The organism is Algibacter sp. (assembly GCF_029245835.1).
In the GTDB taxonomy this organism is placed as follows: domain Bacteria; phylum Bacteroidota; class Bacteroidia; order Flavobacteriales; family Flavobacteriaceae; genus Algibacter_B.
On sequence record NZ_JAQWOO010000045.1, the window covers coordinates 86,065 to 110,244 of the forward strand.

19 protein-coding genes and 1 pseudogene are annotated in these 24,180 nt (G+C 32.9%); 5 read left to right on the forward strand and 15 right to left on the reverse strand.

What is annotated here, in order from left to right; translation table 11 throughout:
- Positions 1 to 35: 35 nt before the first annotated feature.
- Positions 36 to 1,979, reverse strand: coding sequence for an erythromycin esterase family protein (locus tag P8K68_RS07770; RefSeq protein WP_300249185.1), 1,944 nt, complete (start codon positions 1,977 to 1,979; stop codon positions 36 to 38).
- Between the two features lie 118 nt (positions 1,980 to 2,097).
- On the opposite strand from P8K68_RS07770, the gene P8K68_RS07775 reads away from it, so the two are divergent.
- The 3 genes from P8K68_RS07775 to P8K68_RS07785 all read left to right on the forward strand — a co-directional run bounded on the left by P8K68_RS07775 (position 2,098) and on the right by P8K68_RS07785 (position 6,040).
- Entirely contained in the window at positions 2,098 to 3,150 is a 1,053-nt protein-coding gene (locus tag P8K68_RS07775; RefSeq protein WP_300249187.1) for a pesticidal protein Cry7Aa, read from the forward strand.
- A gap of 1 nt (position 3,151) precedes the next feature.
- Positions 3,152 to 5,419, forward strand: a complete 2,268-nt coding sequence (locus tag P8K68_RS07780; protein ID WP_300249189.1) for a glycosyltransferase — start codon at positions 3,152 to 3,154, stop codon at positions 5,417 to 5,419.
- A gap of 120 nt (positions 5,420 to 5,539) precedes the next feature.
- The gene (locus P8K68_RS07785; protein WP_300249191.1) at positions 5,540 to 6,040 is read left to right on the forward strand and encodes a nicotinate-nucleotide adenylyltransferase; all 501 of its coding nucleotides are present in this window, start codon (positions 5,540 to 5,542) and stop codon (positions 6,038 to 6,040) included.
- 115 nt (positions 6,041 to 6,155) lie between these two features.
- Here P8K68_RS07785 and P8K68_RS07790 read toward each other — a convergent pair whose 3' ends face one another.
- The 13 genes from P8K68_RS07790 to P8K68_RS07850 all read right to left on the reverse strand — a co-directional run bounded on the left by P8K68_RS07790 (position 6,156) and on the right by P8K68_RS07850 (position 21,651).
- Entirely contained in the window at positions 6,156 to 8,813 is a 2,658-nt protein-coding gene (locus P8K68_RS07790; RefSeq protein WP_300249193.1) for a cation-transporting P-type ATPase, read from the reverse strand.
- Between the two features lie 156 nt (positions 8,814 to 8,969).
- Positions 8,970 to 9,440 carry an Hsp20/alpha crystallin family protein gene (locus tag P8K68_RS07795; protein ID WP_300249195.1) on the reverse strand — a complete coding sequence of 157 codons (471 nt, stop codon included), beginning with the start codon at positions 9,438 to 9,440 and terminating at the stop codon, positions 8,970 to 8,972.
- A 111-nt stretch (positions 9,441 to 9,551) separates the two neighbouring features.
- On the reverse strand, positions 9,552 to 9,974 hold the full coding sequence (locus P8K68_RS07800; protein WP_300249197.1) for a TerB family tellurite resistance protein: 423 nt from the start codon (positions 9,972 to 9,974) through the stop codon (positions 9,552 to 9,554).
- Positions 9,975 to 10,136: 162 nt separating this feature from the next.
- A complete protein-coding gene (locus P8K68_RS07805) occupies positions 10,137 to 12,719 on the reverse strand; it encodes a calcium-translocating P-type ATPase, PMCA-type (protein WP_300249199.1) in 2,583 nt (860 codons plus the stop codon).
- Positions 12,719 to 13,726, reverse strand: coding sequence for a hypothetical protein (locus tag P8K68_RS07810; protein ID WP_300249201.1), 1,008 nt, complete (start codon positions 13,724 to 13,726; stop codon positions 12,719 to 12,721). Before P8K68_RS07810 ends, P8K68_RS07805 begins: the two co-directional genes overlap by 1 nt.
- A 134-nt stretch (positions 13,727 to 13,860) precedes the next feature.
- On the reverse strand, positions 13,861 to 14,697 hold the full coding sequence (locus P8K68_RS07815; protein ID WP_300249224.1) for a universal stress protein: 837 nt from the start codon (positions 14,695 to 14,697) through the stop codon (positions 13,861 to 13,863).
- A 103-nt stretch (positions 14,698 to 14,800) separates the two neighbouring features.
- Complete coding sequence (locus tag P8K68_RS07820) at positions 14,801 to 15,631, reverse strand: universal stress protein (RefSeq protein WP_300249227.1); 831 nt, start codon at positions 15,629 to 15,631, stop codon at positions 14,801 to 14,803.
- Between the two features lie 214 nt (positions 15,632 to 15,845).
- A complete protein-coding gene (locus tag P8K68_RS07825) occupies positions 15,846 to 16,682 on the reverse strand; it encodes a universal stress protein (protein ID WP_300249230.1) in 837 nt (278 codons plus the stop codon).
- A 98-nt stretch (positions 16,683 to 16,780) separates the two neighbouring features.
- The gene (locus tag P8K68_RS07830) at positions 16,781 to 17,620 is read right to left on the reverse strand and encodes a universal stress protein (RefSeq protein ID WP_300249233.1); all 840 of its coding nucleotides are present in this window, start codon (positions 17,618 to 17,620) and stop codon (positions 16,781 to 16,783) included.
- 405 nt (positions 17,621 to 18,025) lie between these two features.
- On the reverse strand, positions 18,026 to 19,168 hold the full coding sequence (locus P8K68_RS07835; RefSeq protein ID WP_300249235.1) for a saccharopine dehydrogenase C-terminal domain-containing protein: 1,143 nt from the start codon (positions 19,166 to 19,168) through the stop codon (positions 18,026 to 18,028).
- A gap of 272 nt (positions 19,169 to 19,440) precedes the next feature.
- The gene (locus P8K68_RS07840) at positions 19,441 to 20,133 is read right to left on the reverse strand and encodes a hypothetical protein (protein WP_300249237.1); all 693 of its coding nucleotides are present in this window, start codon (positions 20,131 to 20,133) and stop codon (positions 19,441 to 19,443) included.
- A 97-nt stretch (positions 20,134 to 20,230) separates the two neighbouring features.
- Positions 20,231 to 20,467, reverse strand: a complete 237-nt coding sequence (locus P8K68_RS07845) for an HPF/RaiA family ribosome-associated protein (RefSeq protein ID WP_300249240.1) — start codon at positions 20,465 to 20,467, stop codon at positions 20,231 to 20,233.
- Between the two features lie 29 nt (positions 20,468 to 20,496).
- The gene (locus tag P8K68_RS07850; protein ID WP_300249241.1) at positions 20,497 to 21,651 is read right to left on the reverse strand and encodes a hypothetical protein; all 1,155 of its coding nucleotides are present in this window, start codon (positions 21,649 to 21,651) and stop codon (positions 20,497 to 20,499) included.
- A 690-nt stretch (positions 21,652 to 22,341) separates the two neighbouring features.
- Here P8K68_RS07850 and P8K68_RS07855 point away from each other — a divergent pair.
- The gene (locus P8K68_RS07855) at positions 22,342 to 22,605 is read left to right on the forward strand and encodes a helix-turn-helix transcriptional regulator (protein ID WP_300249244.1); all 264 of its coding nucleotides are present in this window, start codon (positions 22,342 to 22,344) and stop codon (positions 22,603 to 22,605) included.
- Positions 22,606 to 22,608: 3 nt separating this feature from the next.
- Positions 22,609 to 23,871: a type II toxin-antitoxin system HipA family toxin gene (locus P8K68_RS07860; RefSeq protein WP_300249246.1), complete on the forward strand. Its 1,263-nt coding sequence runs from the start codon at positions 22,609 to 22,611 to the stop codon at positions 23,869 to 23,871.
- Between the two features lie 190 nt (positions 23,872 to 24,061).
- Here P8K68_RS07860 and P8K68_RS07865 read toward each other — a convergent pair.
- Positions 24,062 to 24,180, reverse strand: a pseudogene (locus tag P8K68_RS07865) (IS1595 family transposase); the annotation flags it as partial.

Consider the following 24,180-nt stretch of genomic DNA (forward strand, 5'->3'; position numbering starts at 1 on the left):
TTCTATTAAGCTTTTTTTAATGGCTTAATCATTTCTTATCTATCCAATAATCCAAACGGATGCAAATCCATGAGCTTTGAAGTTTCTGTTTTAGTTATTAATGGTGTAATGGCTTTTGTTTTATTAAACCAAATGTATTCATCAAACTGCGATGGTAAAACCGTCTTGAAGTAATGACTCAAAAGTTCGGTTTCTGGTCTATAAACAACACCAATGGCCCTTTGAAGTCGGGGTGTGCCCAATAACTCTCTCAGATTATTATGGGTATGCGTTTTGCGTAAAGGCAAAGTGAAATTGGTAACATTTGTTTTATGGCAAAGATGCTCATAACTGTCTTCTACAGATGCGTTCACCGTTATTACTTCCATTTTTTCTCCCCAATTTCTGGCAGCTGCAACCGTTCCTGTATGTGTTCCAAAACCAATATGATAAGATTTTGTGCCGAAATGTTCTTTACATAAATGACCAATATTTATTTCACCTCTGGCATACATTTCTGTAGCCAAAGCATTGCCAATATGCGAATTATGTGCCCAAACAACTGCTTTAGACTCTTTTCCAAAATAAGATAACAAAGATTTTAGGGTATAGAACATGTGAAAATCGCGTAAGTTCCATGACTCTGCACTACCATAGTACATGGCTTTGTAATACCGTTCTGCATCAACTACAACGGTAGCATTTTGATAGGCATAAAAATAAGCTTGAGAATGGTTGAGTTTATTTTTATGCTTTAACAATTCAAACAACATATTGAGTATCTCTTTTTCGCAACTTATAAGTCTATTGTTTTTTATCAATTTGCCATAAACCGAAGGTTGCGACATATATGGTGTAATACAGGCATATCTTGTTTTTGCCAATTCTGCCAAATCAGTATCCATATCTTCTAGGTGTTTAATAACTAGGTCTATAGAATTCTCTAAGCCATACAAATCCAGTCCATAAAAACCAATGGTATTATTGTGTTTGGTATTGTACTTTTTTAGCCATTCTACAAAATCGAGTACTTCTTTGTTTTTCCACATCCACTGCGGAAAACGTGCAAAGGGCATCCAATCTTGTACTTTATATTGATTTCTTACGTAATTATTAATCTGTTCGGCATCAGACCAATCGGCCTCGGCACATACAAAATTGAACCCTTTTTTTTCGATGAGTGCCTTTGTAATTTCTTGTCTGGTTAAATAAAACTCCGAAGTCCCATGAGAGGCTTCACCTAACAATACTACTTTGGCATCGCCAATTCGTTCTAACAACGCTTCCATAGGGAATTTTTTGATTGTTTTAAACGGAATGGAACTCATACCAATTTCATCTATCATTTCTATTTCAGGATACGTTTCTGTACTAATTTCAGGAAGGATTTTTGGGTTTGGAATAAAATAGCTGTCCCTTAATGCTTTTGAAGCGTATTCATCTTTTCCAACTCGTTTTACAATTTGTAGCATGACGTGTGCCCAATCAGGACCAATAGGTACCAATAATTTGGCATCAATTTTTAACTGTTCTTTAATGGTTTTTGGAATGGTTTCTATTTCTGAAGCAATCAAAATAGCATTAAACGGTCCTTTTTCTTTCCAACCCATTTCTGGCTTACCTACTTTTATATGCACATTAGTAATGTCTATAGTTTTTAACACTTCTATGGCCCAATTTGCATAGGTTTCATTGGTTTCAACCGTATAAACTTCTTTATATATTTTTGAAAGCACTACCAAAATATAAATAGAATCTACTCCAGTAATCAGAATTTTTTCTTCTTCTTTTACCTTTAACTGTTCTAACATTCTGGCAACAACAATAACTCTGGGTTCTGTTTTTTCCTGATTTTTCTCGATTCTTATATCTTCATAAAAATAGGGGTGTAATGTTTCTGATAATAAAAAGGCTTCAGGTATATCTTGAAAGGCTTTTAAAAGTAATGCACTGGTAATGCCTTTATCTTCTAATTGTTCTTTGATGCTTACAGCTTTCATAAGAATAAATATTTTTCACGAATTACTCAATTCTTAATAGTTATATAAACTTATTACAGTTCTATGATTTATGGAATGACCTAGGTCATTGTTGTTCATTTTTACAAAAACTAATTTCATGAAAAATTTAACTATGGATTTAGTGACCAGATATGGTGTTATTTTAGAAAAGACCGATAATAGCTTTGAGAATCTTGGTGTTTTTAATCCTGCAATTATGCAAGAAGGGAATACGGTACACATGCTATATCGTGCTGTTCGTGATGGTAATTTTTCTACCATAGGATATTGTAAACTTGATGGGCCTTTAGAAGTTGTTGAACGCAGTAAAAAACCTCTTTTTTTTCCTGAAACACCCGAGGAATTTCAAGGGGTTGAAGACCCAAGAATCACGAAGATAGAAGATACTTATTATTTGTCTTATGCGGCTTATGATGGTATTAATGTATTTGGAGCCTACGCAACATCAAAAGATTTAAAAACATTTGAAAGACAAGGTATTATTACACCCAAATTCACTTTTGAAGAATATTCCAACCTTGTTAAAAAGAACTTTGAAAAGATAAGTGACCTGCACATTATGTTTTACGACCTTTTTATTCGCTATAGGTTAACCGAATTAATGAAAGGTAAAATTTATGTTTGGGACAAGAATATTATCTTTTTTCCGAAGAAAATCAATGGAAAATTTGCCGTTTTACATCGTTTGTTTCCGTCTATTCAAGTTATGTATTTCAATGATCCAAAAGAGTTAACACCAGCATTTTGGGAAGATTATATATCTAATTTGCAAAAGCATATTGTACTGCATCCAAAATGCAAGCATGAAAGTAGCCATATTGGTGGTGGTTGTCCACCAATTGAAACCAAAGATGGCTGGTTATTTATTTACCATTCTGTACAGAACTCACCAGACGGATTAACCTATCATGCCTGTGCTGCATTATTACATCTAGAGCACCCAACAACAATAATTGGTAGGTTAAAAGAACCCTTGTTTTCCCCTGTAGAACGCTATGAAAAAGAAGGATATGTAAACAATGTGGTGTTCCCAACTGGAACAGCTCTTTTTGATGATGACCTATACATATACTATGGTGCGGCAGATAGCCGTGTTGCAGTAGCATCTGTTAATATAAATAAACTATTAAACGCACTTAAAAAAAAATGATATGAAAAAAATAACCAAATCAAAAGTAGTATTCCTTTCAACATGTCCGCCAACAGAATGTGGCATTGCAACATTTACATCAGACCTAGTTTCAGCTATAAATAATGGTTTTGGTGATAGTATAGAACCATTATTTTGCGATTTAACCCATAATCCAAAATTAAGTAATGGGCATTTTAGCCTCAACCCAAAAGACAAGGATGCTTATAGGACTTTGGCTAATCAAATAAACGAAGATCCTTCAATTAAATTGGTACATATTCAGCATGAGTTTGGGCTGTTTGGCGGCACGTATGGGAATTATATTCTCAATTTTCTCGACACCATAAAAAAACCTGTGGCTATTACATTCCATAGTGTTATCCCTAATCCTGATTCAGAATTAAAATCCTTTGTAAAATTACTTACGTCTTATGTGAAATTGATTTTTGTTATGACCAAGAAATCGCAATCAATTTTAACTGAAGATTATGCAACAGAAAATGCTAAAATTACCTATATACCTCATGGTACACATATTGTAAATTATGCAGAACCCTCTGAAACAAAGAAAAAATTCAATTTAGAAAATCGTACCATACTCTCTACTTTTGGGCTTTTAAGCTCTGGTAAAAACATTGAAACAGCACTAAAAGCATTACCGGCAATTATCGAACAAACACCTAATGTTCTTTATTTGGTTATTGGAAAATCGCATCCAAATACCATTAAAAATGGTACTGATGATTATCGTGAGTATCTTAGAAATATAGTAGAAATGTATAATCTAAATAACCATGTTGAATTTATAGACCGGTATTTAGAGATTAACGAACTCTTGGACTACCTCAAAGCAACAGACCTGTATTTATTTACTTCAAAAGACCCAAACCAAGCTGTGAGCGGTACGTTTTCCTATGCCATGAGTTGTGCTTGCCCAATGGTAGCAACCTCAATACCTCATACCAGAGAGGTGCTAACACCAGATACTGGTATTATTGTAGATATTGAAGCACCTGAACAATTTTCTGAAGCAGTAAACAGCATTCTTGCAAATGATGTTTGGCGTAAATCTATGGCTATTAGCGCATTTCAGAAAACAAGGGAATCGTCTTGGGATAATGTTGCCATAAAACACATGAATACATACAATAAGCATATTGATGCATTTGAAACGATTCCATTTAAACATCCAACAATTAATTTAAAACATATAAAGCGGTTAACGACGTCATTGGGGATCGTTCAATTCAGTAAAATTTCTGAACCAGATATGTCTTCTGGATATACATTAGATGATAATGCACGTGCATTAATTGCTATGTGTATGCATTATGAGCAGTTCAAGAAATCATCAGACTTATCATATATAGATACTTATTTGTGTTTTATAGAACGTTGTCAAACAGACTCTGGCACTTTCATAAACTATGTGGATGAAAACAATAACGAACATATAAAAAACAACTACGTAAATCTGGAAGATTCTAATGCACGCGCTATTTGGGCTTTGGGAACACTAATTTCCTTAAAGGAACATTTACCAGAAACCATGGTAAATAGAGCAATATTGTGTTTTCTAAACAGTACACAATGGATGCAAAACACATTATCGCCAAGAGCTATTGGGTTTGTAATAAAAGGCTCGTATTTATATTATATTGGCGAACAAGATAAATTTGCAATATCAATTATTGAAAAACTATCACAAAATCTTATTACAAAATACGATGTTAACGCCATAAAAAGCTGGAAGTGGTTTGAAAACTATTTAACCTATGCCAATAGTATTTTGCCCGAAGCCATGCTTTATAGTTATTTAGCAACAGGTAAAGAGTCTTATAAAAGAGTGGCTATAGAGTCCTTTGATTTTCTATTGTCTAAAATGTTTATAAATGGACATTTTAAAGTGATTTCTAACCAAGGTTGGTATAAAAAAGATGCGTTACCGAATGATTATGGCGAGCAACCTATTGATGTTTCATATACCATACAAACTTTAAGACTTTTTTACAAAACCTTTGAGGACTTAAGGTATAAAACAAAAATGCAAAGCGCATTCAATTGGTTTTTAGGTAAAAATCACCTTAACCAGATTATGTACAACCCAAATACTGGTGGCTGTTATGATGGATTAGAAAAAGAAAATGTAAACTTAAACCAAGGTGCGGAATCTACTATTTGTTATTTGATAGCGCAAATTATTATGGAACAACGCAAAGCCGTTTCGTCTGGAAAAATAATTCACCTACGACAAAAAAACATAAGCACGCATTTAAAAATATCTTAATAAAGGTATTTGAATAAAGGGTATAAACTCGAAACGAAATGGCGCTATTGACCCAGGTCATTTCGCATGGTTAGGCTGCTTTGTAACTTTGGATATTATAAACTTTAAAAACTTATTATTATGAAAAAATTAGTTCTTTTTTTATTGGTTTGTGGTTTAATCACACCAGTATTTGCGCAAATAATAGTGCTCGATACCGTTGAAATTCGCCCTATCAAATACAAATATCTTTTTGAAGTTGTAGATGATAATATTGATCAAAACGTAAAAAATTTACAGACAGCACTTGCAAAGTTTGATGTAAGAAAAGAAGAGTATTACAGTGATGACTATGATAATTATTCAGTAACGTTTAGGATACCAGAAGGTTATGCTATTGCAGCCTACGACGAAGACGGCAAATTAATTAGAACCATTGAGCGATATAAAAACGTTAAACTACCGTTAGCTGTAAGTCAAGCCTTAGCTGAAAGGTTTCCCAATTGGGCTGTTGACAAAGATATTTATAAGGTGAGTTATTCTGAAGCAGAATGGGACTCTAAAAAAATCTATAAGTTAAAATTGACCAATGGTGAAGAAACCGTTAGAGTTAAAACTGATGAAGATGGTAATTTTTTATAAGGTTTTCAACTTATATCGTTACTGATTTAAAAAATTTCATTAAAAAAAGAACATTGAATTTATTGATTTCAATGTTTTTTTTTTTTTTGATTTATATGGTTTCAAGAAAACAGCATTAAATCGTACCACCTAAGCGCTTAATAATTTGTGCTAAAACCAATGAGCCTATTGAAAAAGCACCAATTATTAAAAACTGTTGAGCTGACAAAGTTATTAACGAAAGTGCTTGCGAAACTGCAGTAATACTATATGCCAAATAGGTTAAAATTGAACATAGCATAATAGCCAGCCAAACCCATATATTGGTGGTAACTTCATTTTTAAAAAATGACAAATGACGTGCAGGCATATTAAAAACGTTGAGTAATTGTGCAAAAACGAGCGTAAAAAAAGCCATGTTATTAATTTGCATCGACGACAAATTCAATACATAATAAGAATACATCGTTATGCCTAAAACAGATAAACTTATGGTTATTCCATAAATAATGGTTGTTAGCCATAGTTGGGTTGTCATAAGCGGTTCCTTTGGATTTTTAGGTGGTAGTTGCATAATATCATCTTCACCTTTTCCTAATCCTAATGCTAAAGCAGGAAATATATCAGTAATAAGGTTTAAGAACAATATTTGCAAAGGCAACAAGGGTGACGGTAAGTAAAGAATTGCGGCAACACCAACTGAAAGTATTTCAGCAAAGTTGCTTGATAATAAATACACAACAAATTGGCGTATATTCTGAAAAATAATGCGACCTTGCTTTATGGCCAATTCTGTTGCGGCAAACTTATCGTCTAATAAAATGATATCTGCTGCTTCTCTGGCAGCATCTGTACCTCTAATTCCCATGGCAATGCCAATATCTGCTTTTTTCAATGCAGGCACATCATTAATACCATCACCAAGCATACCAACAACATGGTTGTTTTTTTGAAAGAATGTAATGATGGCTATTTTTTGTTCTGGTGTCACTCTTGCTAGAACCGAAGCCTTGAGAAATTGTTCTCTTTCATTTTTATTTAACGCTTCAATATTTAGAAAATTGCTACCAATAAGAACCTTGGTCTCTGAAGTTTTCTCATCTAACAGACCAATGTCTGTTGCAATTTTTTTAGCAGTTCCAGGATGATCACCAGTAATCATTATAACCTTTATACCCGCTTTTTTATAACTTTCAATAATTGGTTTTACATCGTTCCTTGCTGGGTCTATAAAACCAATAATACCGATAAACGTAAGCTGTTCGTTTAGTCCTTTATTTTTAGGTTTTGTTTTGGTCTCTGTATAGGCAAAAGCTAGAGTACGCAGCCCTTTTAATGCCAAATTATTTACTTTTTCAGACCATGTTTCTTTGTTTTTAAAAGGTTTTATTTTACCATTTTTCAATAGTGTATTGCATTTGGAAACTACTGTTTCAAAAGCACCTTTTACAAATACGCCATAACCAGATTTATCAGGATTGGAATTAATGGTCAACATCATTTTACTTTCAGTACTAAACGGTACTTTTTCAATTTCTGAGTAATTATTACGAATTGCCTTCAAATTAAATCCTTTTTGCTCAGCAAAATCCAATAGCGCTAAATCTATGCCATCGCCATGTCTATCATCAGAAGATAATTGCACATCGTTACATAAGATACCTGTAACTACTAATTTATAAAAGGCATCATTTTGATTTAATTCTGAAACTGGTAGCGTTTCATAATCCTTTATATTTTCAATGGATTGTGTGCCAAATTCCAGTGTTTGTACTTTCATTTCATCTTCGGTAAGCGTTCCTGTTTTATCTGTACAAATAATATTGGTGGCACCTAAGGTTTCTACATCTTCCAGTTTTTTGATGATGACCTTTTTTTTTGAAAGCCTAATCATACCATGCGCCAAGGCTATAGTAGCAACGATGGGAAGACCTTCAGGAATAGTTGCAACTGCTAGAGCGATACCTGTTTCAATCATTAACAGCATGTCTTTTCCTGTAATAATACCTGAAATAATAATGAATGCAGCAAAAAATAAGGTAAGCCAAATTAGGCGATTGCTCAATTTTCTTAATTTTTTTTCGAGAGGCGTACGTTCTTGTTTGGCGCTGATAGCCATTTGTTGAATTTCTCCCAATTGGGTTAACATGCCAGTTGCCACGATGATTGCTTTTGCTCTTCCCGAAAGAACAGTAGTGCCTTTGAAGACCATATTGGTCTGTGACACAATAGCTATGTTATTATCTAGAGCATTGGTTTGTTTTTCTACTGAAGCACTTTCTCCAGTTAATACAGCTTCTTTTACTAATAAGTTTTCAGTAGCACACAAGCGTGCATCGGCTGGCACCACATCACCACTTTCTAGGATTATAATATCACCAGGAACCAGCGAAGTTATCTTTATTTTTACGTTATTTCCATCTCTAAGAACACGAGATTTTACGTATTTTAAACCTATTTTGCGAAGCGCTTCAAGTGATTGTATTGCTTGTAACTCCATACTAAAACCAATTGCAACTGTAATTAAAATAACAATAAGAATGGCAATGCCTTCTAGCCAGTCTTGAAATCCGAATGCTAGTATTGTAGCGGCAGTTAGAATATAAATGATGGGATCTGCGAATTGGTTAGCTAAAATTTTAAACTTATTTTGTCTCGCCTGCTGGATGATATCATTTTGTTTATATCGAAGCAGGCGTTTTGCGGCTTCTTTAGAGCTTAACCCTTTATCAATATTAGTCTCTAGTTTTTTTGCAACATTTTGAAAAGAATTAGAAAAAGGATTAGGTGTCATTTTGAAACGGTTTTAATTCAAAATTTAATTATTAAAAAGGGTGACATATAAAAATCACCCTCTACAAAACCATAATACTTTAAGTGATTACTATGTTTTAAGTAGAGGGTGATTAATAACCAAAAAAAGAACTGCTTCAGTTAGAAATGAAGGCTGTTATGCAATTTCTATTTTCTTTGGTTTTAGTTTTTTGGCTTCTGCCTTTTTTTTGAGGTCGAAACTTAAAATTCCATCATGGTATCTTGCCTTTACATCTTCCTCTTTTACGGTTTCTGGTAGCTGTAAGGATCTAGAAAACGAATTATAACTAAACTCTTGTCTTGTGTAATTGTCATCTTTCTCTTCTTTAGAATCTGATTTTTCCGCAGAAATATTAAGGCATCCATTATCAATGGTGACTTCAAAATCTTTTTTTGAGAAACCAGGTGCGGCAAGTTCTATTTCAAACTTATCATCTTCCTCTTTAATATTTAGAGCAGGTTCACTTGAATTTCCGTTCCAAAAATCATCTAATATTGATGGGCCATTCCATAATCGATTGCCAAAAAAATCATCTGTATCGAAAAAATCTCTGGTTGCAAGACCACCAAATGGTCTTATTCTGTTTCTAAATTTTACTAGTGACATAATTTTAATATTTAAGTTATACAATTTATCTATAGCTAAAATATTGTAGAATTAGAGGTTGTGAAATGATGTGGGTCAGTTCGTTAAATTGTATTTCAAAAATGCTAAAACTCAATTTTTTATTAAACTACTATATTGCTCGAAATCTAATTTTCCTTCAAATATTAAAATTGATTTTTCTATTATTTCTTCTGCTTTTACCGAATTAAAGCCTAAACCAATAGCATATTTGAGAATAAGACTTTTTTCTTTTGGCTCAATACGGTTATCTGCATAGATTATTTTAAACAAATCAAATAGAAGTTCTAGCCTAATTTCAAATGAATTATTAGGTAAAATTGGGTGTTGTTCAGGATTTTTTATTATCATTTTGTATTCATCTTTTGATATTCCCAACTTTTGTGAAAAACGCTGAATAACCGCTTGCTCTTCAGCGTTTATTGTACCATCAACTTTTGCTAAATTTATTATGGATGCGAAATGAGCAAGATTATTTCGTTGTTCGCTTGATTCAAATTTGTTTACAATTGCCATGATATAAATGTTTTTTATGTTTTGGGTTGAATCTTCAATAAGTTTTAGGTCTTGTAATTATTCACACCTCATATTCTTCCCTTAAATTAAACAATATTTAGTTTCTACTTATGCAGAATCTATTCAGTTTTATCCATTACTATATTTTAATTAATAGCAACATTACGCTTTAGTAGCTTTTAATCTTTTAATCCATTTTTCTAATTCCACAGCCCAAAAGACAACACTCGATACGGCTAATGTAATACCTAGTTCTGTCAAGGATAATGGTTGTGTTTTGAAGATGTTGTTAAAGAATGGCACATAGATTATGATAAGTTGAAGCGCAAAGGTTATTAATAATGCCCCTAACATAGGCTTATTGGAAAACACGCCTATTTTAAAAATAGATTCCTTTTCTGAGCGAATAGCCATAACGTGCCCCATTTGGCTAAAACACAATACGGTAAAAGTCATGGTTTGCCAATTGATATTTTCATGATGTATTGCCCATGCTTGCATACCAAGTGTTACAGAACCCATAAAGAAACCTACCCACAGAATATGTGCTGCCATACCATCTGCAAAGATACTCTGTTTTGGATGTCTTGGTGGGCGCTTCATGATATCAGATTCAGAGGGCTCTGATGCCAGTGCGAGTCCAGGTAAACCATCAGTGACAAGATTAACCCATAAAATATGTATGGCTAAAAGTGGTATTGGTAATCCAAAAAATGGGGCAAGTAATATGGCCCATATTTCACTTGAATTGCCCGTCATTATATATTTAATGAATTTTAGGATATTATCAAATATCTTTCTGCCATGTTTTACCGCTACAACAATAGTAGCAAAATTATCATCTAATAAAATCATGTGCGAGGCTTCTTTGGTTACCTCTGTGCCATTAATACCCATAGCAACGCCTATATCTGCATTTTTAAGTGCTGGCGCATCATTAACACCATCGCCCGTCATCGCAACAAATTGATTTTTGTCTTGCAATGCTTTAACGATTTTTAGCTTTTGTTCTGGATTTACTCTGGCATATACACGTACTTTTTCAACAATCTTTTCAAAATTATCTTCACTTAGTTTGGCCAATTCAGTGCCGTTTAATATCATATCTTCCAAAGAAGAAATTATTCCAAGTTGTTTTGCAATGGCTTGGGCGGTAAGTTTATGGTCACCAGTAATCATAACGGGTATAATACCTGCATCCTTGCATTCTTTTACTGCTTGTTTAGCTTCCTCACGCGGTGGGTCTATCATTCCTACAAAGCCTATAAGAGTAAGGTCTTTTTCCATTTCAGAAGCGTTTAAACTTTTGGGAAGTGAGGGCAATAGCCTTATGGCATAACCTAAAATACGATAGCCTCTTTCTGCCATTTTATTGGCCTTATATTCAAATTCAGGAACATGTGGTTTTTGCTTATCAACAAGTTTTCCTAATAAAACGTCTACAGCTCCTTTGGTAATAGCAAGAATTCCACTATCTGTTTTGTGAAAGGTAGTCATGCACTTTCTAATAGAATCGAAAGGTAATTCTGCTATTCTTGGTACTATTTTTTCAAGACGATTTCTTTCAACATCCTTATGGTATGCATACTGAACTAATGCTACTTCGGTAGAATCTCCTAACCATTTACCATCTTTATCTCTTATAACATCGTTGTTTAAAGCTATTGCATTTAGAAGCGTATTTTTATTTTTAAAAACGGATAAGGGTTCGGCATCCATTGTTTCAAAGACTTCTTGAACGGTCATTTTATTCAACGTAAGTGTGCCTGTTTTATCTGAGCAGATATAGGTTACCGAGCCTAAGGTTTCAACAGCTGGAAGTTTTCTGATAAGGGCATTGTTTTTAGCCAATCGTTTGGCGCCAAAGGCCAGTGTTATAGTTACAAGAGCTGGCATTGCCTCTGGTATAGCGGCAACGGCAAGGGAAATTGAAATTATCAACATATTTAGAATACTTTCCCCACGCAACCAGCCAATTGCAAAGATTACAGCACAAAGTATAAGTATAATAACAGAGAGTTTTTTACCAAATGTGTCTAGTCGCTTTTGTAAAGGGGTTTCTATTTCATCGGTTTGAATCATTTTGGCAATATGACCCAATTCGGTTTTCATTCCTGTGGCTACTACATAGGCAAGTGCTCTCCCTTTTGAAATAAAAGTACCTTTGAAACCCATATTTATGCGGTCTCCTAATACATAATCTTTTTCGGGAAGTTCATTTGGGTTTTTCTCTACATTAAGGGATTCACCTGTAAGTGCAGATTCATCTACTTTAACTTGATAGGTTTCGAAAAAGCGAACATCAGCAGGAAGAATATTGCCCGCTTCAAGAGACACCACATCTCCTTGTACCAATTCGGAAGCAGGTATGTCTAATGTTTCGCCATTTCTTATAACACGTGCATTACTAGAAGCCATACTTTTTAATGCTTCCATGGCTTTTTCTGCTCTATATTCTTGCACAAAGCCAACGAGTGCATTGAGTACAACAATAATAAGAATAATGATGGTGTCTATTAAATCTCCTAAAACACCAGATATTATGGCCGCTGCAATCAGTATAAGAATCATAAAATCCGTAAACTGATGAAGCAGCATTTTTAAGATGGTCTTCTTTTTTGTATCCTCAATTTCATTTTTACCATATTCTACAAGTCGTTGTGCAGCATCTGTTGCGTTAATACCAGATGTGCTTGTATTTAATAGCTGTGAAATCTCCGTAAGTGGTAGTAGATGCCAATTCATTATTTTGAGGGATTAACTCTGTAGTATAACACGACCATCATTAAGATAAAAACTAAGAGAATGAGCACGGTATCGATAGCAAGTTTCCATTTTCTTTCACTTTTGAAAACAATTCCAGTAATACCAATTGCGGTAATTATAATAGTCCCGAGAATTGGGACAATATGATTGGGACTTGTGTCCATTAATATTGGGCCTTTGAAGTATAATATATCGTCTAGGGCTAGTATGCCTATATTAAATATATTACTGCCAAATATGTTGCCTATAGCTAAGTCTATTGTTCCCATTCTAATGGCTGCTACAGAGACCACAATCTCAGGCAAAGATGTTGAACCAGCAAGAAACAATGTTCCAAAAAAGCTTTGACCTAAATTACTGGCTGTAGCGAGATGCTCACCAAAATAGGGCAATGCCATTGCAGCTAGCATTACAATTAAGGCATTTTTGATGTACTTTTGAATAACTTCTTTCTTGGTGTAGTTTTCTGTGTTTATATGCTGACTATGTGACCTATGTTTTTTCTCATACTTGTAGAGCACACGGATTGAAATAAAATATAGCGTTAAGAATACAAGACTAGAGCCTCCTATCCAGCCAATTCTTCCATAAACTCCTGGCATTATAATCGCTAAGGCAACAAAGTTCAGCATTACAATACTTAATGCTGCAACTATAACATGGCCGGGTTGTGCAACAGAAGTCAATGGTTTTTTTGGATTGTAAAAAAAATCCATGATAGATATAATAAGAATATTGAATGCACAACTACCAACGAGATCACCAACAGCTAGATTTGGTGCATCAACAATAAGAACAGAACTCATGCCAGACATTAATTCGGGAATTGAGGTTACAGAAGCCATAAGTATAATGCCCATAAACATTTTTCCCCAACCCAACATTTCTGCCAAAATATCTCCATATTTTGCCAGCTTGGTGCCACTTATAAGTATGATGAGTGTACAGGCTATAAAACCAATAATATTTAAGTAGATATTGCCCATTATGTTTTTAAAGAAGTTTGTCTTATTTTTTTAGTCCACGCTTATATTTTCGCTATCTGCTTCTTGAATGTTATCTCATAGTAACCTGATGAAAAAATGAGGGTTTTACGGTATTATTAAGATTTGAAAATTTATTAATTAAAAAAATCACTACTCTTTTGAAAAGTAAGTAGAGGTGTCTTGGTTTGAAATGCTGTGTTTTGAGTAACACTTTTTCGGAATAATTTCTCAAATAAGTTGGTGCGATGTGTAAACATAATAACCATATCTGCATCGACATCTGCAATATACTGGTTGATGCCTTGCACGACAGAAGCAGCTTTAAGTGCTTTAACTTTTATTTTCTTATAGGAAAACAAAGTTCTAAGTCTTTTTTCCTGTTTTTGAAAATCCTCATCAACGTGGGTATTATCTTCATTAATATGCAAAATGTGAATCCAAGCGTTCATTAATTTTGCAAATGGTATCATGATTTCGAACTCTTCATCTAGATTTTCCAGATCACTTGAATACACAATATTACCGACACCTCTGTATCTTGCATATTCTGGGATTGTTAGAACTGGAATGCTACTATGTTGAATAATACTAGCGGCATTGCTTCCTATAATTACTTTTTTTAAACCACTAGCTCCTTTGGTGCCAATACAAATGAAATCAATATTATTTTTTAGAGCAAAGGCTTCAACTTCTTTTTCTATTGAAGCGCCAGAAATAATTTTAGTGCTTATTTTAGGATTATGGCTATTTTCTTTTTTTATAGTTTTAATAAGTTCATTCATATCCTGCTCAGAACTCATTTTAATAGCCTCTTCAAGCTTTTTTGAACTAATGCGCGCCATTGTAGGTGTGCTTGTATCTATAACATGCAGTAATACAAGGTGTAGTTCAATATCTTTACTTAAGCCCACTGCATACTCAATGGCTATTATTGACAATGGTGAGAAATCTGTTGGTATCAAAATTTTCATAACATACTTTTTTAGAACTTAAAAGTATTTTAATAAAAAAAAATACGCTATGATATTGGTCAGTTCAAAACGAAGTATTAAAAAATAAACTATTTTTATTTGTTTACGAAAAAACAAGTACTGGAATATTTGTATGATTCACCATTTTTTTTGCCAGACTTCTATCAAAAATACGTTCAATAAAGCTTCTTTTTCTAGTGATTAAGCAGAGCATATCTGGTTTTGATTTTTCTAGAAATTCTAATAACTTGTCTTCTGCATCTTCACCATAAAGCAGTTCGAAATGAAGTTTTTGATTGCTAACGACATGAGATATTTGACTCTCTAATTTTGAAATAAAATTTTGTTTTTCTTCTAAATCCTCTTCAAGTGTACTAATATGAATCACCTTAAGTCTGGATTTGTAGTACTTTGTGATTTTTGTAATAAACTCAATACAGGTTTTATCTTTTATGTGGTAATCTGTTGCAAATACTATTTCAGATAAGTTGTTGAATTTCGCCTTTTCTGGTATTGCCAAGACAATCGATTTTGGATTACGAATAGTTTGTGCAGCTAAGCTACCAAATATCTTATTCTCAAGATTATTCTTGCCAATAGTACCCATTACAATCATAAGTGGATTTATATTCTCCATATAATCTTTAAGAAATAAGGTTCTTCCTTGTAAAATATCATAATCACATTCTAGACCAAAGGACTCTATTTCTTTTTTTAGCTTTTTAAGCATTTGTTCTGCATACTCCTCTAATATTGTTATTGTATCTAAAAGGATGTTTGGGTTTTCTTCTGATGTTGCAATTCCACCAATCTCAATAGCATGTACTATTTTTATTTTACATTTTAAAGCTTTCCCCATAGCAATGACATAAGCCAATGCATTTTTTGCACAATCAGAAAAGTCAGTTGGATATACAATTAGTTTTGATTTCATTTTCAGGATATTATTATTATTATTATTTCATTGGGGTATTTTTATTAGTATAAAACTAACCCAATAGCAATCAATCTGCTATGATATTAATCAGTACGATATAAGTATATGAAAACTTAAAATGTTTGGATGCTCAAATTCTAAAAACAATATTTCAAAAAGTTTATTTAAACAAAAAATGAACCGATAATTATAAATAGTTAATATGGGTCAGTTACGAAAAAACAAGTACTGGAGTATTTGTGTGATTCACCATTTTCTTTGCCATGCTTTTATCGAAAAGGCGTTCAATGAAGTTTCGTTTCCTAGTGATTAGACAAAGCATATCTGGATTTGCGTTTTCTAAAAATTCTAATAATTTATCTTCTGGATCATCAGCATTAAGGAGTTTGAGATAAAGTTTTTGATTGCTAAATACTTGAGATATTTCATCCTTTAACTTTAAAAGGAAATTTTGCTTTTCTTTTAAATTTTCGTGAGGTTCACATATATGAATAACCTCAAGACTGGCTTCGTAGTATTTTGTTATTTTCGTAATGAACTCTATACAGGTTTTGTCTTTTGTGTGATAATCTGTAGCGAAGACTATTTGCGATAAATTATTGAACTTAGCTTTTTCCGGTACTACCAAGACAATGGATTTTGTATTACGAATTATTTTAGAGGTTTGGCTACCAAATATCTTATTCTCCAAACCACTTTTGCCTATAGTGCCCATAACTATCATAAGAGGGTTTATATCCTCCATATATTCTTTTAGAAATAAAGTTCTGCCTTGAATAATGTCGTATTCGCATTCTAAACCACATATTTGTATTTCATTTTTTAACTTTATTAATTTCCTTTCAGCTTCCTCCTCGATTAATGTGATTTTCTCTAGAAGGGCAACAGCTATTGGATTGTTTTTCGCAGAACCAAGTGAAGCCATTTCCATAGAATGAACAATTCTTATTTTGGATTTTAGTGCTTTACCCATAGCAATGACATAAGGCATTGCGTTCTTTGAACAGTAAGAGAAGTCTGTTGGGTAAACAATTAGTTTTGATTTCACTTTTACTAGTTTTAATATGTGGTTTCTTTAATATTACAATTTCAAGATTCATTACTATAAAATTTACATTCTACAATAACAAAGTGGTCATTATCTTTTTAATTTCTTAAATCATGTAATGCCAAAACAGGAACAACAGAATGATAACCAAGATTTTTTGCCATGGTTTTGGACAAAAGATTTCTAAAAAAGTTATGTTTTTTGTTGATAAAAACAACCATATCACTATTTCGACTTTCAACAAAAGAATTAACAGCTATTTGCACATTTTTATTATTTAAAGTATGGAATGAGTACTGTAATCCTTCAAAATAATCCTTTAAACGGTTCTGATTATTGAGTTGGTCTTCATCAAGCCCTTCATCTTTATCTAGTACATTTAAAACGCTAATCGCTGCTTTGGTAATTTTTGCAATATCTACCAAAATCTGAAAATCGTGTTTTTTGTAATGCAAGCTGTAGCTGGTAGGGAAAACAATGTCCTTAATCTCTTTAAATCTTGCTTTTGATGGGATAGCCATTACTGGGCAGTTTCTTATTTTTTCCATAGCGAGTACTGTCTGGCTTCCATAAATATCAATACTAGAATCTGTGGCTCCTTTAGTACCCATAATTACTATATCTATATCTCTTTTATCTACTATATCGGTCATTATGTCCACTAAAGAGCCACATTCTGATACCATATGGAACTTATGATTGATAGACTCATCAGTCACAGATAGTCTTTCAAGAATATTGGACAATCCAGCAATTGATTTCTTTTTAGACTCCTCTAAATCTCTAGCTAGAGCAAGTTCCATCGTGTAAGCTTCTATGCTGTAGGTGTTCAAAATATAGAACTCGCAAACTTCATCTCTAAACAAATTAATGGCATAATCTATAGCGTTTTGTGCATTTCTTGAAAAATCCGTTGGTAATAGTAATCTCCGTTTCATAATATATGTTTTATACGGTTAAATCTATTTTTAATTCAAAATTTTCGCAATGATATTTATCAGTCAAATCTACAGAGCCAGGATTTGCCCATTACTAAGTATTCTAAAGAACATATTGAACTTTATCAAAACCTAGGAAAGCTATTTTACGCCATTACTGTTTCGGACAATAAAATAGAATCACAAGAATATTATAAGGTTATTGAAATGGTCAAGATAATGAAGGTAAAGACGCTACATTTACAAATATTTGCCCAGGTTTTGAGAGCAGAACTTATAGAAATGAGACTATTGCAGAAAGTTTAAAAGCAATTGAAGGAAAATCAATTTCTATTTGTGATTGTAGACGTTTGAAGTAGCAAAACGCTTTTTATTTTTTTTGAAAGAATAATAGCGGAAGTGCGTTTATACCTTTCCATAAACTGGAACGATGTAACTTCCATTTAAAAAGGGTTTTGTATCAATCTCACTTTGCAGCAGAACACCTTTGTAAGAAGATTCAAGAAGTAATTGAGCAGATTGTATTAAGGGTACGGCAGTTGTTGTTTGGATGGCACGCAATTGATGGTTCCCTACTTTTTGAGGTCGTATTTGCTTTGAAACTTCTTGTCTACGCAATATGCCATTAACATCTTTACCTTGCACAGCGGCATATAAAATGATTTGGTCGTCTTCAATATGTGGAATATGATTTTCCATAATGAGCTGTAGGGCTTCAATAGGATTTTCAGTCGTGTTTAGCTTATTAATTTGTTCTTCTATCCAAGCATAATGTCCTTGATGTCTTAAGGTTTTATAATCGAGTGATTGAACCTTTTTAGCTAATGCATCAGGCAAGTTGGCCGCACCTCCTGAAGTCAGGTCTTCTTCATAGATAATGCCATCAATTATAATAGTTGCACGTTCTGATAGAGATGGAAGTTTTGTTTTCTTAAAATTTCTAATAACTTCAGCCTCTTTAATATATTCTGTTGCTACACCTACAGGACTCCAAGTGAACCCATAATAATAAGGCGGTACAGCATTTTTAGTAAGTGCACCAACTTTAAACTCTAAGGCATCTACTTTTTTTACTTTATAATCACTACAAAATTCTTTATAGAGATGATTTGCCAATACATTGATATAGCCTGGTGCGAGACCTGTTTGTAATATAAAACCTGTTGTTGCATCTTTTGCTAATTGTTTAATTTCTTCGGTCTCTGCAACATACTCTGTAAGGTTGGCGTAGTGCATATTAAAATCTTTGGCAAAGCGAGCTATTTTGGGTGCTTGGGTTCCTGGTAAGCAGTCTAAAATTATATCTCCTTGTTTAAATATGCTTTCCATTTCTTTAAAAACACCCTCTTCAGCAAGATGAAATGCTTTAATTGAGCAAGGTTTGGTAATACCATCTTTAATCCAATCCACTAGGTTTTGGGCTTTATCGAGCGTTCTGTTACCAATAAATATAGTAGGTGGCACTTTACTCCATTCTGCGAGTATTAACCCAACAGCTTGGGCAATTCCTCCAGCTCCTGCAATTATGATATTGTGATGCTTATTCATATAAGAAAGATAATACTTTGTGTGTTTTATTTACCTAAATTTATATTGTATTTTTTCGAATAGTTTATCCATTGATTATTTTACGGTAAACCAACTTCTCGGAACTCGCAATTATGTTTTAGCACTAGTTGTTGAATTCTTTTTAAACCAAAGCGCAAGATCCTGTTTACAAAACTAACTTATACATCTCTTATAAACCATTTATTACATTCCATTGCCTAATGTTTTATAATCGATTACTAAAAGCTTATTTATATTGATTTCCAAAGCATTTAGTTTTGCTGTTTCGAATCTTTTGACATTCTAAAAAACTCACTGCAAGAACTATCAAACAGTAAACCTTGTTTTAAGATTTGATTAAATTCCTTTTGTGTTGGTGCTATTTTTATCTGTCTTATTTTATTGCTTTCGCTGTAGTTTGTTTGTTCTATATCTGTTATTTCTTTAAGTAGCTCAAAGTCTTCTGGTATTTCTGCTTTAGCTATAGTAAGTATGTTTTTTTGTTCTAGAGAGAGTACTTTTACTTCCCAAGATGCATCATCTAACTTATTATTTATTATAAGATGCCCTTTAAATAATTTTGCAACATGGTCTGTCGCCATATTGAATAAGGTGTCATTTAAGGTTAATTGTGAGATAATAGAATCATTTTTAAGCTGCGATGGAAATGATTGATTGAGCTCTTTTAAATAAAGCTTTCCGTTAACAAATGAAATATCTGGATTGGAATCGACTTCAGGTTTTGTTAAGGTGGTTTCAAATTCTAAAGCTTTATAAATGGTTTTGTCGTTTACAATTAGGGTTACACTATCTGTTTTACACCAATACATACCACGATATTGTTTTGGAATAGTTGCTAATTCTTTTTTGCCATGAGGTTGAGGTTCTGAAAATACGACAGGAGGTTGACAGGCATGTATAATTATAAGGTTAAGAACTAAAAATATAAATTCTGAAAGTTTCATTATCATTTTTTTAGAGACGTTTGTAGTGGTGGGTTTAATACGTTTTCATATCATCTTTCTTAGTTTTCAATTGTTTTTCCAAATCTCTGATTGTTTCTTAAACTGCTGCTTCAAAACTCTCTTCATTTGAAGACGCAAATATTCTGGGACCAGGAACGCTTAATCGTATATCACATATTTTACCTTTGCCATAAGTCCCTTTGTCTTCTTTAAAAAACACATCGGCTCTTATAATCCAGTCGAACTTTTTACCAAGATTTTCCAGTTTTTCTATGACTAGGGACTCTGAAGATTCCCTAATTGGGGTTTGAATAAATTGAATGATGTATTCCATAACTTTCTTTAATTCAGATTAGTAGTTTACTAATATCTATAGAGTGCGTTTATTTTTGAATATGGATTTGGCATGTCGTCTTTTTCGAGCAAGTAGACCTTTCCATCTTGTAAAAAAGTTTTTATTGCAGCCATATTTAATAGAGAAACGTTTGTTTTTTCAAGATTTTTACGTATTTCTACTTTCTCTTTTTTAGTATGGTAAATACCAAATATATCTTCTCTATTTTCGATAAAAAGGGTGTCTATTTTACCATGAAATGCTGCTGGTACAATCTGTTTGATATCTGATGATGTTTTTCCTTTACCTTCATATTGTTTAAAGGCTTCTATTTTTTCTTTTCGCTCTTCATCAAAAACAGGTGCCATCATCTCCCAAGCTATTTCATGTAACAAAAATTTATCTGTTTCTACAGGATCATTGGTAATATGATTTTTTTGTAGGTGTTTATAGGTGTTTACCTTTTTATAAATTGAAAATAAATAATCCTGACTTGCAATTAGCATTGGCAATTTTTTATCATTGAGTATAGTCATAAGCCCTTTATCTATAGCTCTAAAATGCCTTGTTATTTCGTTTTTTCGGGCTCTATCAGATTCTGCGTGACCATGAAAGGTAGCTGCTCCATAACCTTCTTTTTGTGTTCTGAATTGTAGATTTTTTTCTTCATAATCATAACCTACGCTTTCTTCCAAACGAGCAGGAATTAGGTCATTGACGATAACATCTGTTATGCTGTGTCTGGTCATTTCATATAACTTTACATCCTCCAATTCCAAGGTTAGTAGATAAAAAGAACCATCTCCCACAAACATTGGCATTAAAGGACTTAGATAAAATGAGTTTGCAACATAATTAAAGGCTTCAAAACGGACTGGAACAGTAAATGCTTTAAAAAAGCTTTTGGATAAAAAGATGGCTAAACCATCTGATTGGTATCTCCAAAATCCTGTGTTATCAATCAATTGCTGAATTGGGTGTACTAAATCGTCGATTTCTTTTACACTCAATTCTTCCTTGCCTAATTTGGTTTTAACCGCTTTTAGCTCATTTTTTAAGGCTTTTGCATCTAGTTTTTCAATCACTTCTTTCCCTGCTCGGTGTGTTGGAATAAAAATCGAAATACAAAAGGCACTATGAATACTTGATAGTTGCTCTATATCTTGTTTGGTAAGTATTGCCATTTATCTGTTTTTTGTTTATTATTCAATAATACAGACTTTCGAAACTTATAACAATGATGTAGGTCAGTCATGGTTGTGTTTTTATTATAGAAAATAAGTTTTTTAAAAAAAATATCATTTGTAGCGGTATAAAATATTTTTTTCTGTAACAACTAGGTTCAATTGTAAGCGGTATTGCAACGGTACATTCAGCATCACCATTAGATAAAGAAATCCAAAGCGATGTGAATTATGTTTGATCCATTTGATCCTTGGTTATGGACTAATTGTGGGCTAATACTGAGAACAAAAAAACCTAACTAATTGAATATTAATTGATAGGGTTTTTGTTTTTGCGGAGAAAGAGGAACTATCCAAATTATCATTTTTCGAGGGTTTTAGGGGCTTTAAAGCGCCCAATATTTTCACGTCCACCGAATTAGCCCCTTTTTAACAAAAATTTAAAGTTTTGAAAGGTTTACTTCGGTTAAAGAGTCAAATTAGTGTAAATTATGTTCTTAAAAGGTGATTATAGTAAACTTTCGAGTGAAGTACTAATTTTTAGTGCTTTTTCGAAAGTTTACTAAAGTCCTATCGTTCTGGTTTGATAAGGTAACGTTAAGAATAGTAATTCTACAAAATAATATATTTAGTGTTATAATGGTAAATATGAATTAAAATAAGTATATTTAACCATTATATTGGTATATTATGATGGAAATTACTACAATAAAAGATGTGAAAGTCAAGATTGGAGAGGCTTGTAAGTCACTTCGTAAATCAAATGATCTATCTCGAGAAGATTTAGCAGAGGTACTTGATGTCTCAAGCACAACCATTCAAAACATTGAGAATGGTAAAAATGCCACACTAGATAATGTTTTAAAAGTAGCAAATCATTTTGGATTATTGCAATCTATAGCCAATCAAATAGAGAAAGTCTTAGTTGATAAAAACGATATTTCACTATATTAATAGATGGCTAGAGATAAAATCATAGATGTTGTTGCTTTTGGTCAAGAGATTGGCAAATTGGGCTATGATATAGATCATGGTAAATCTTTTTTTCAATACAACCCAGAATTTTTAGAATCTGGTAAATACTCAAAACTTTTTCCCTTTATTTTCAAACGCACAAAACCGGCGCAGGTATTTACGGAATACCAACAAGATACTTTTCAGGGCTTACCACCAATGATAGCAGATTCCTTACCCGATACCTTTGGTAATATTATATTTCAAGAATGGTTAACAGCAAGAGGAATCCAAAAAGTAACACCATTGGAGCAGTTAGCCTATGTAGCAGATCGTGGTATGGGTGCCTTAGAGTATAGACCCGTAAAAGAGCTACCCAATGCGTCATCCGTAAACATCGATGAAATCATCACCATCTTAGAAAAGGTATTAAAAATAAAAGAGGATACTTCTGGGACAGCCCTTGATGAATTGTCTTTACTTAACGTTTTCAAGATAGGAACTTCCGCAGGTGGAGCAAGACCAAAAATATTAATATCAGAACATAAAAAAACAGGTAAAATAATCGCTGGTGATCGAGAAGTTAGTGAAGACTATAACCATTACCTGGTAAAGTTACATATTGATGATAGCGATGGCTATAACAAAGAAAAAGTAGAATACGCCTATTATTTACTAGCACAAGAAGCGGGTATAGAAATGATGCATTCTAAGCTGATAGAAAATAAGCACTTCGCAACACTTAGATACGATAGACAGCACGGAGAAAAACAGCACGTATTAACAGTAACAGGTTTAACAGGATGGGACTTTAAAAGTCAACCAGAAAACTCTTCCTATGAGAATGTTTTCAAGGTAGCTTTAGGACTAGAAGTACCACATAAGGATTTACAGCAATTATTTAAGCGTATGGTATTTAATCTCGTTTTCAGAAATGTGGACGACCATTTAAAAAACCACAGTTTTATTTATAACAAAGAAAGTAATGGTTGGAATTTAGGACCTGCATACGATTTAACCTATGCACTCAATCCACTATTTACATTCAAAATAACATCTAGAGCTTTATCGATTAATGGCAAGCGCACTTCATTAACAGTTAAAGATATCCTTACTATTGCTGAAGAATTTTCTATAAAGAATCCTAAAGGAATTATTGATGATGTCCAAGCTTTAATTCCTCGATGGATGGAGATTGCTAGTGAATTAGCGATACCAGAAAAAATAATAAAAACTATTAAAAATGAAATTAAAAATATTAAATGACCAACCTGTAACTAAAACAGTTAGGTTATAAACTAAGGGACTTGGCAAATGTTATGAGAGTACATGGTGGAATAAAAGCGTCAGATTGCACAGTGCCAGTATTAGGTTTAATCTTATTAAAGTTTGCCCAAAATAGATATAGCCAATATAAATTAATTCACATAATTAAAAATTGAATATCCGTTATAAGTCATAATCCTGTGATATTAGCAATAACAAGCCTATCGAAGAGTTGGTCTCCAAAATATCTACGATTTAGTTTATAGACGAATTCATTTAAGTATAATTGGAGATATTTTCCTTTAATTT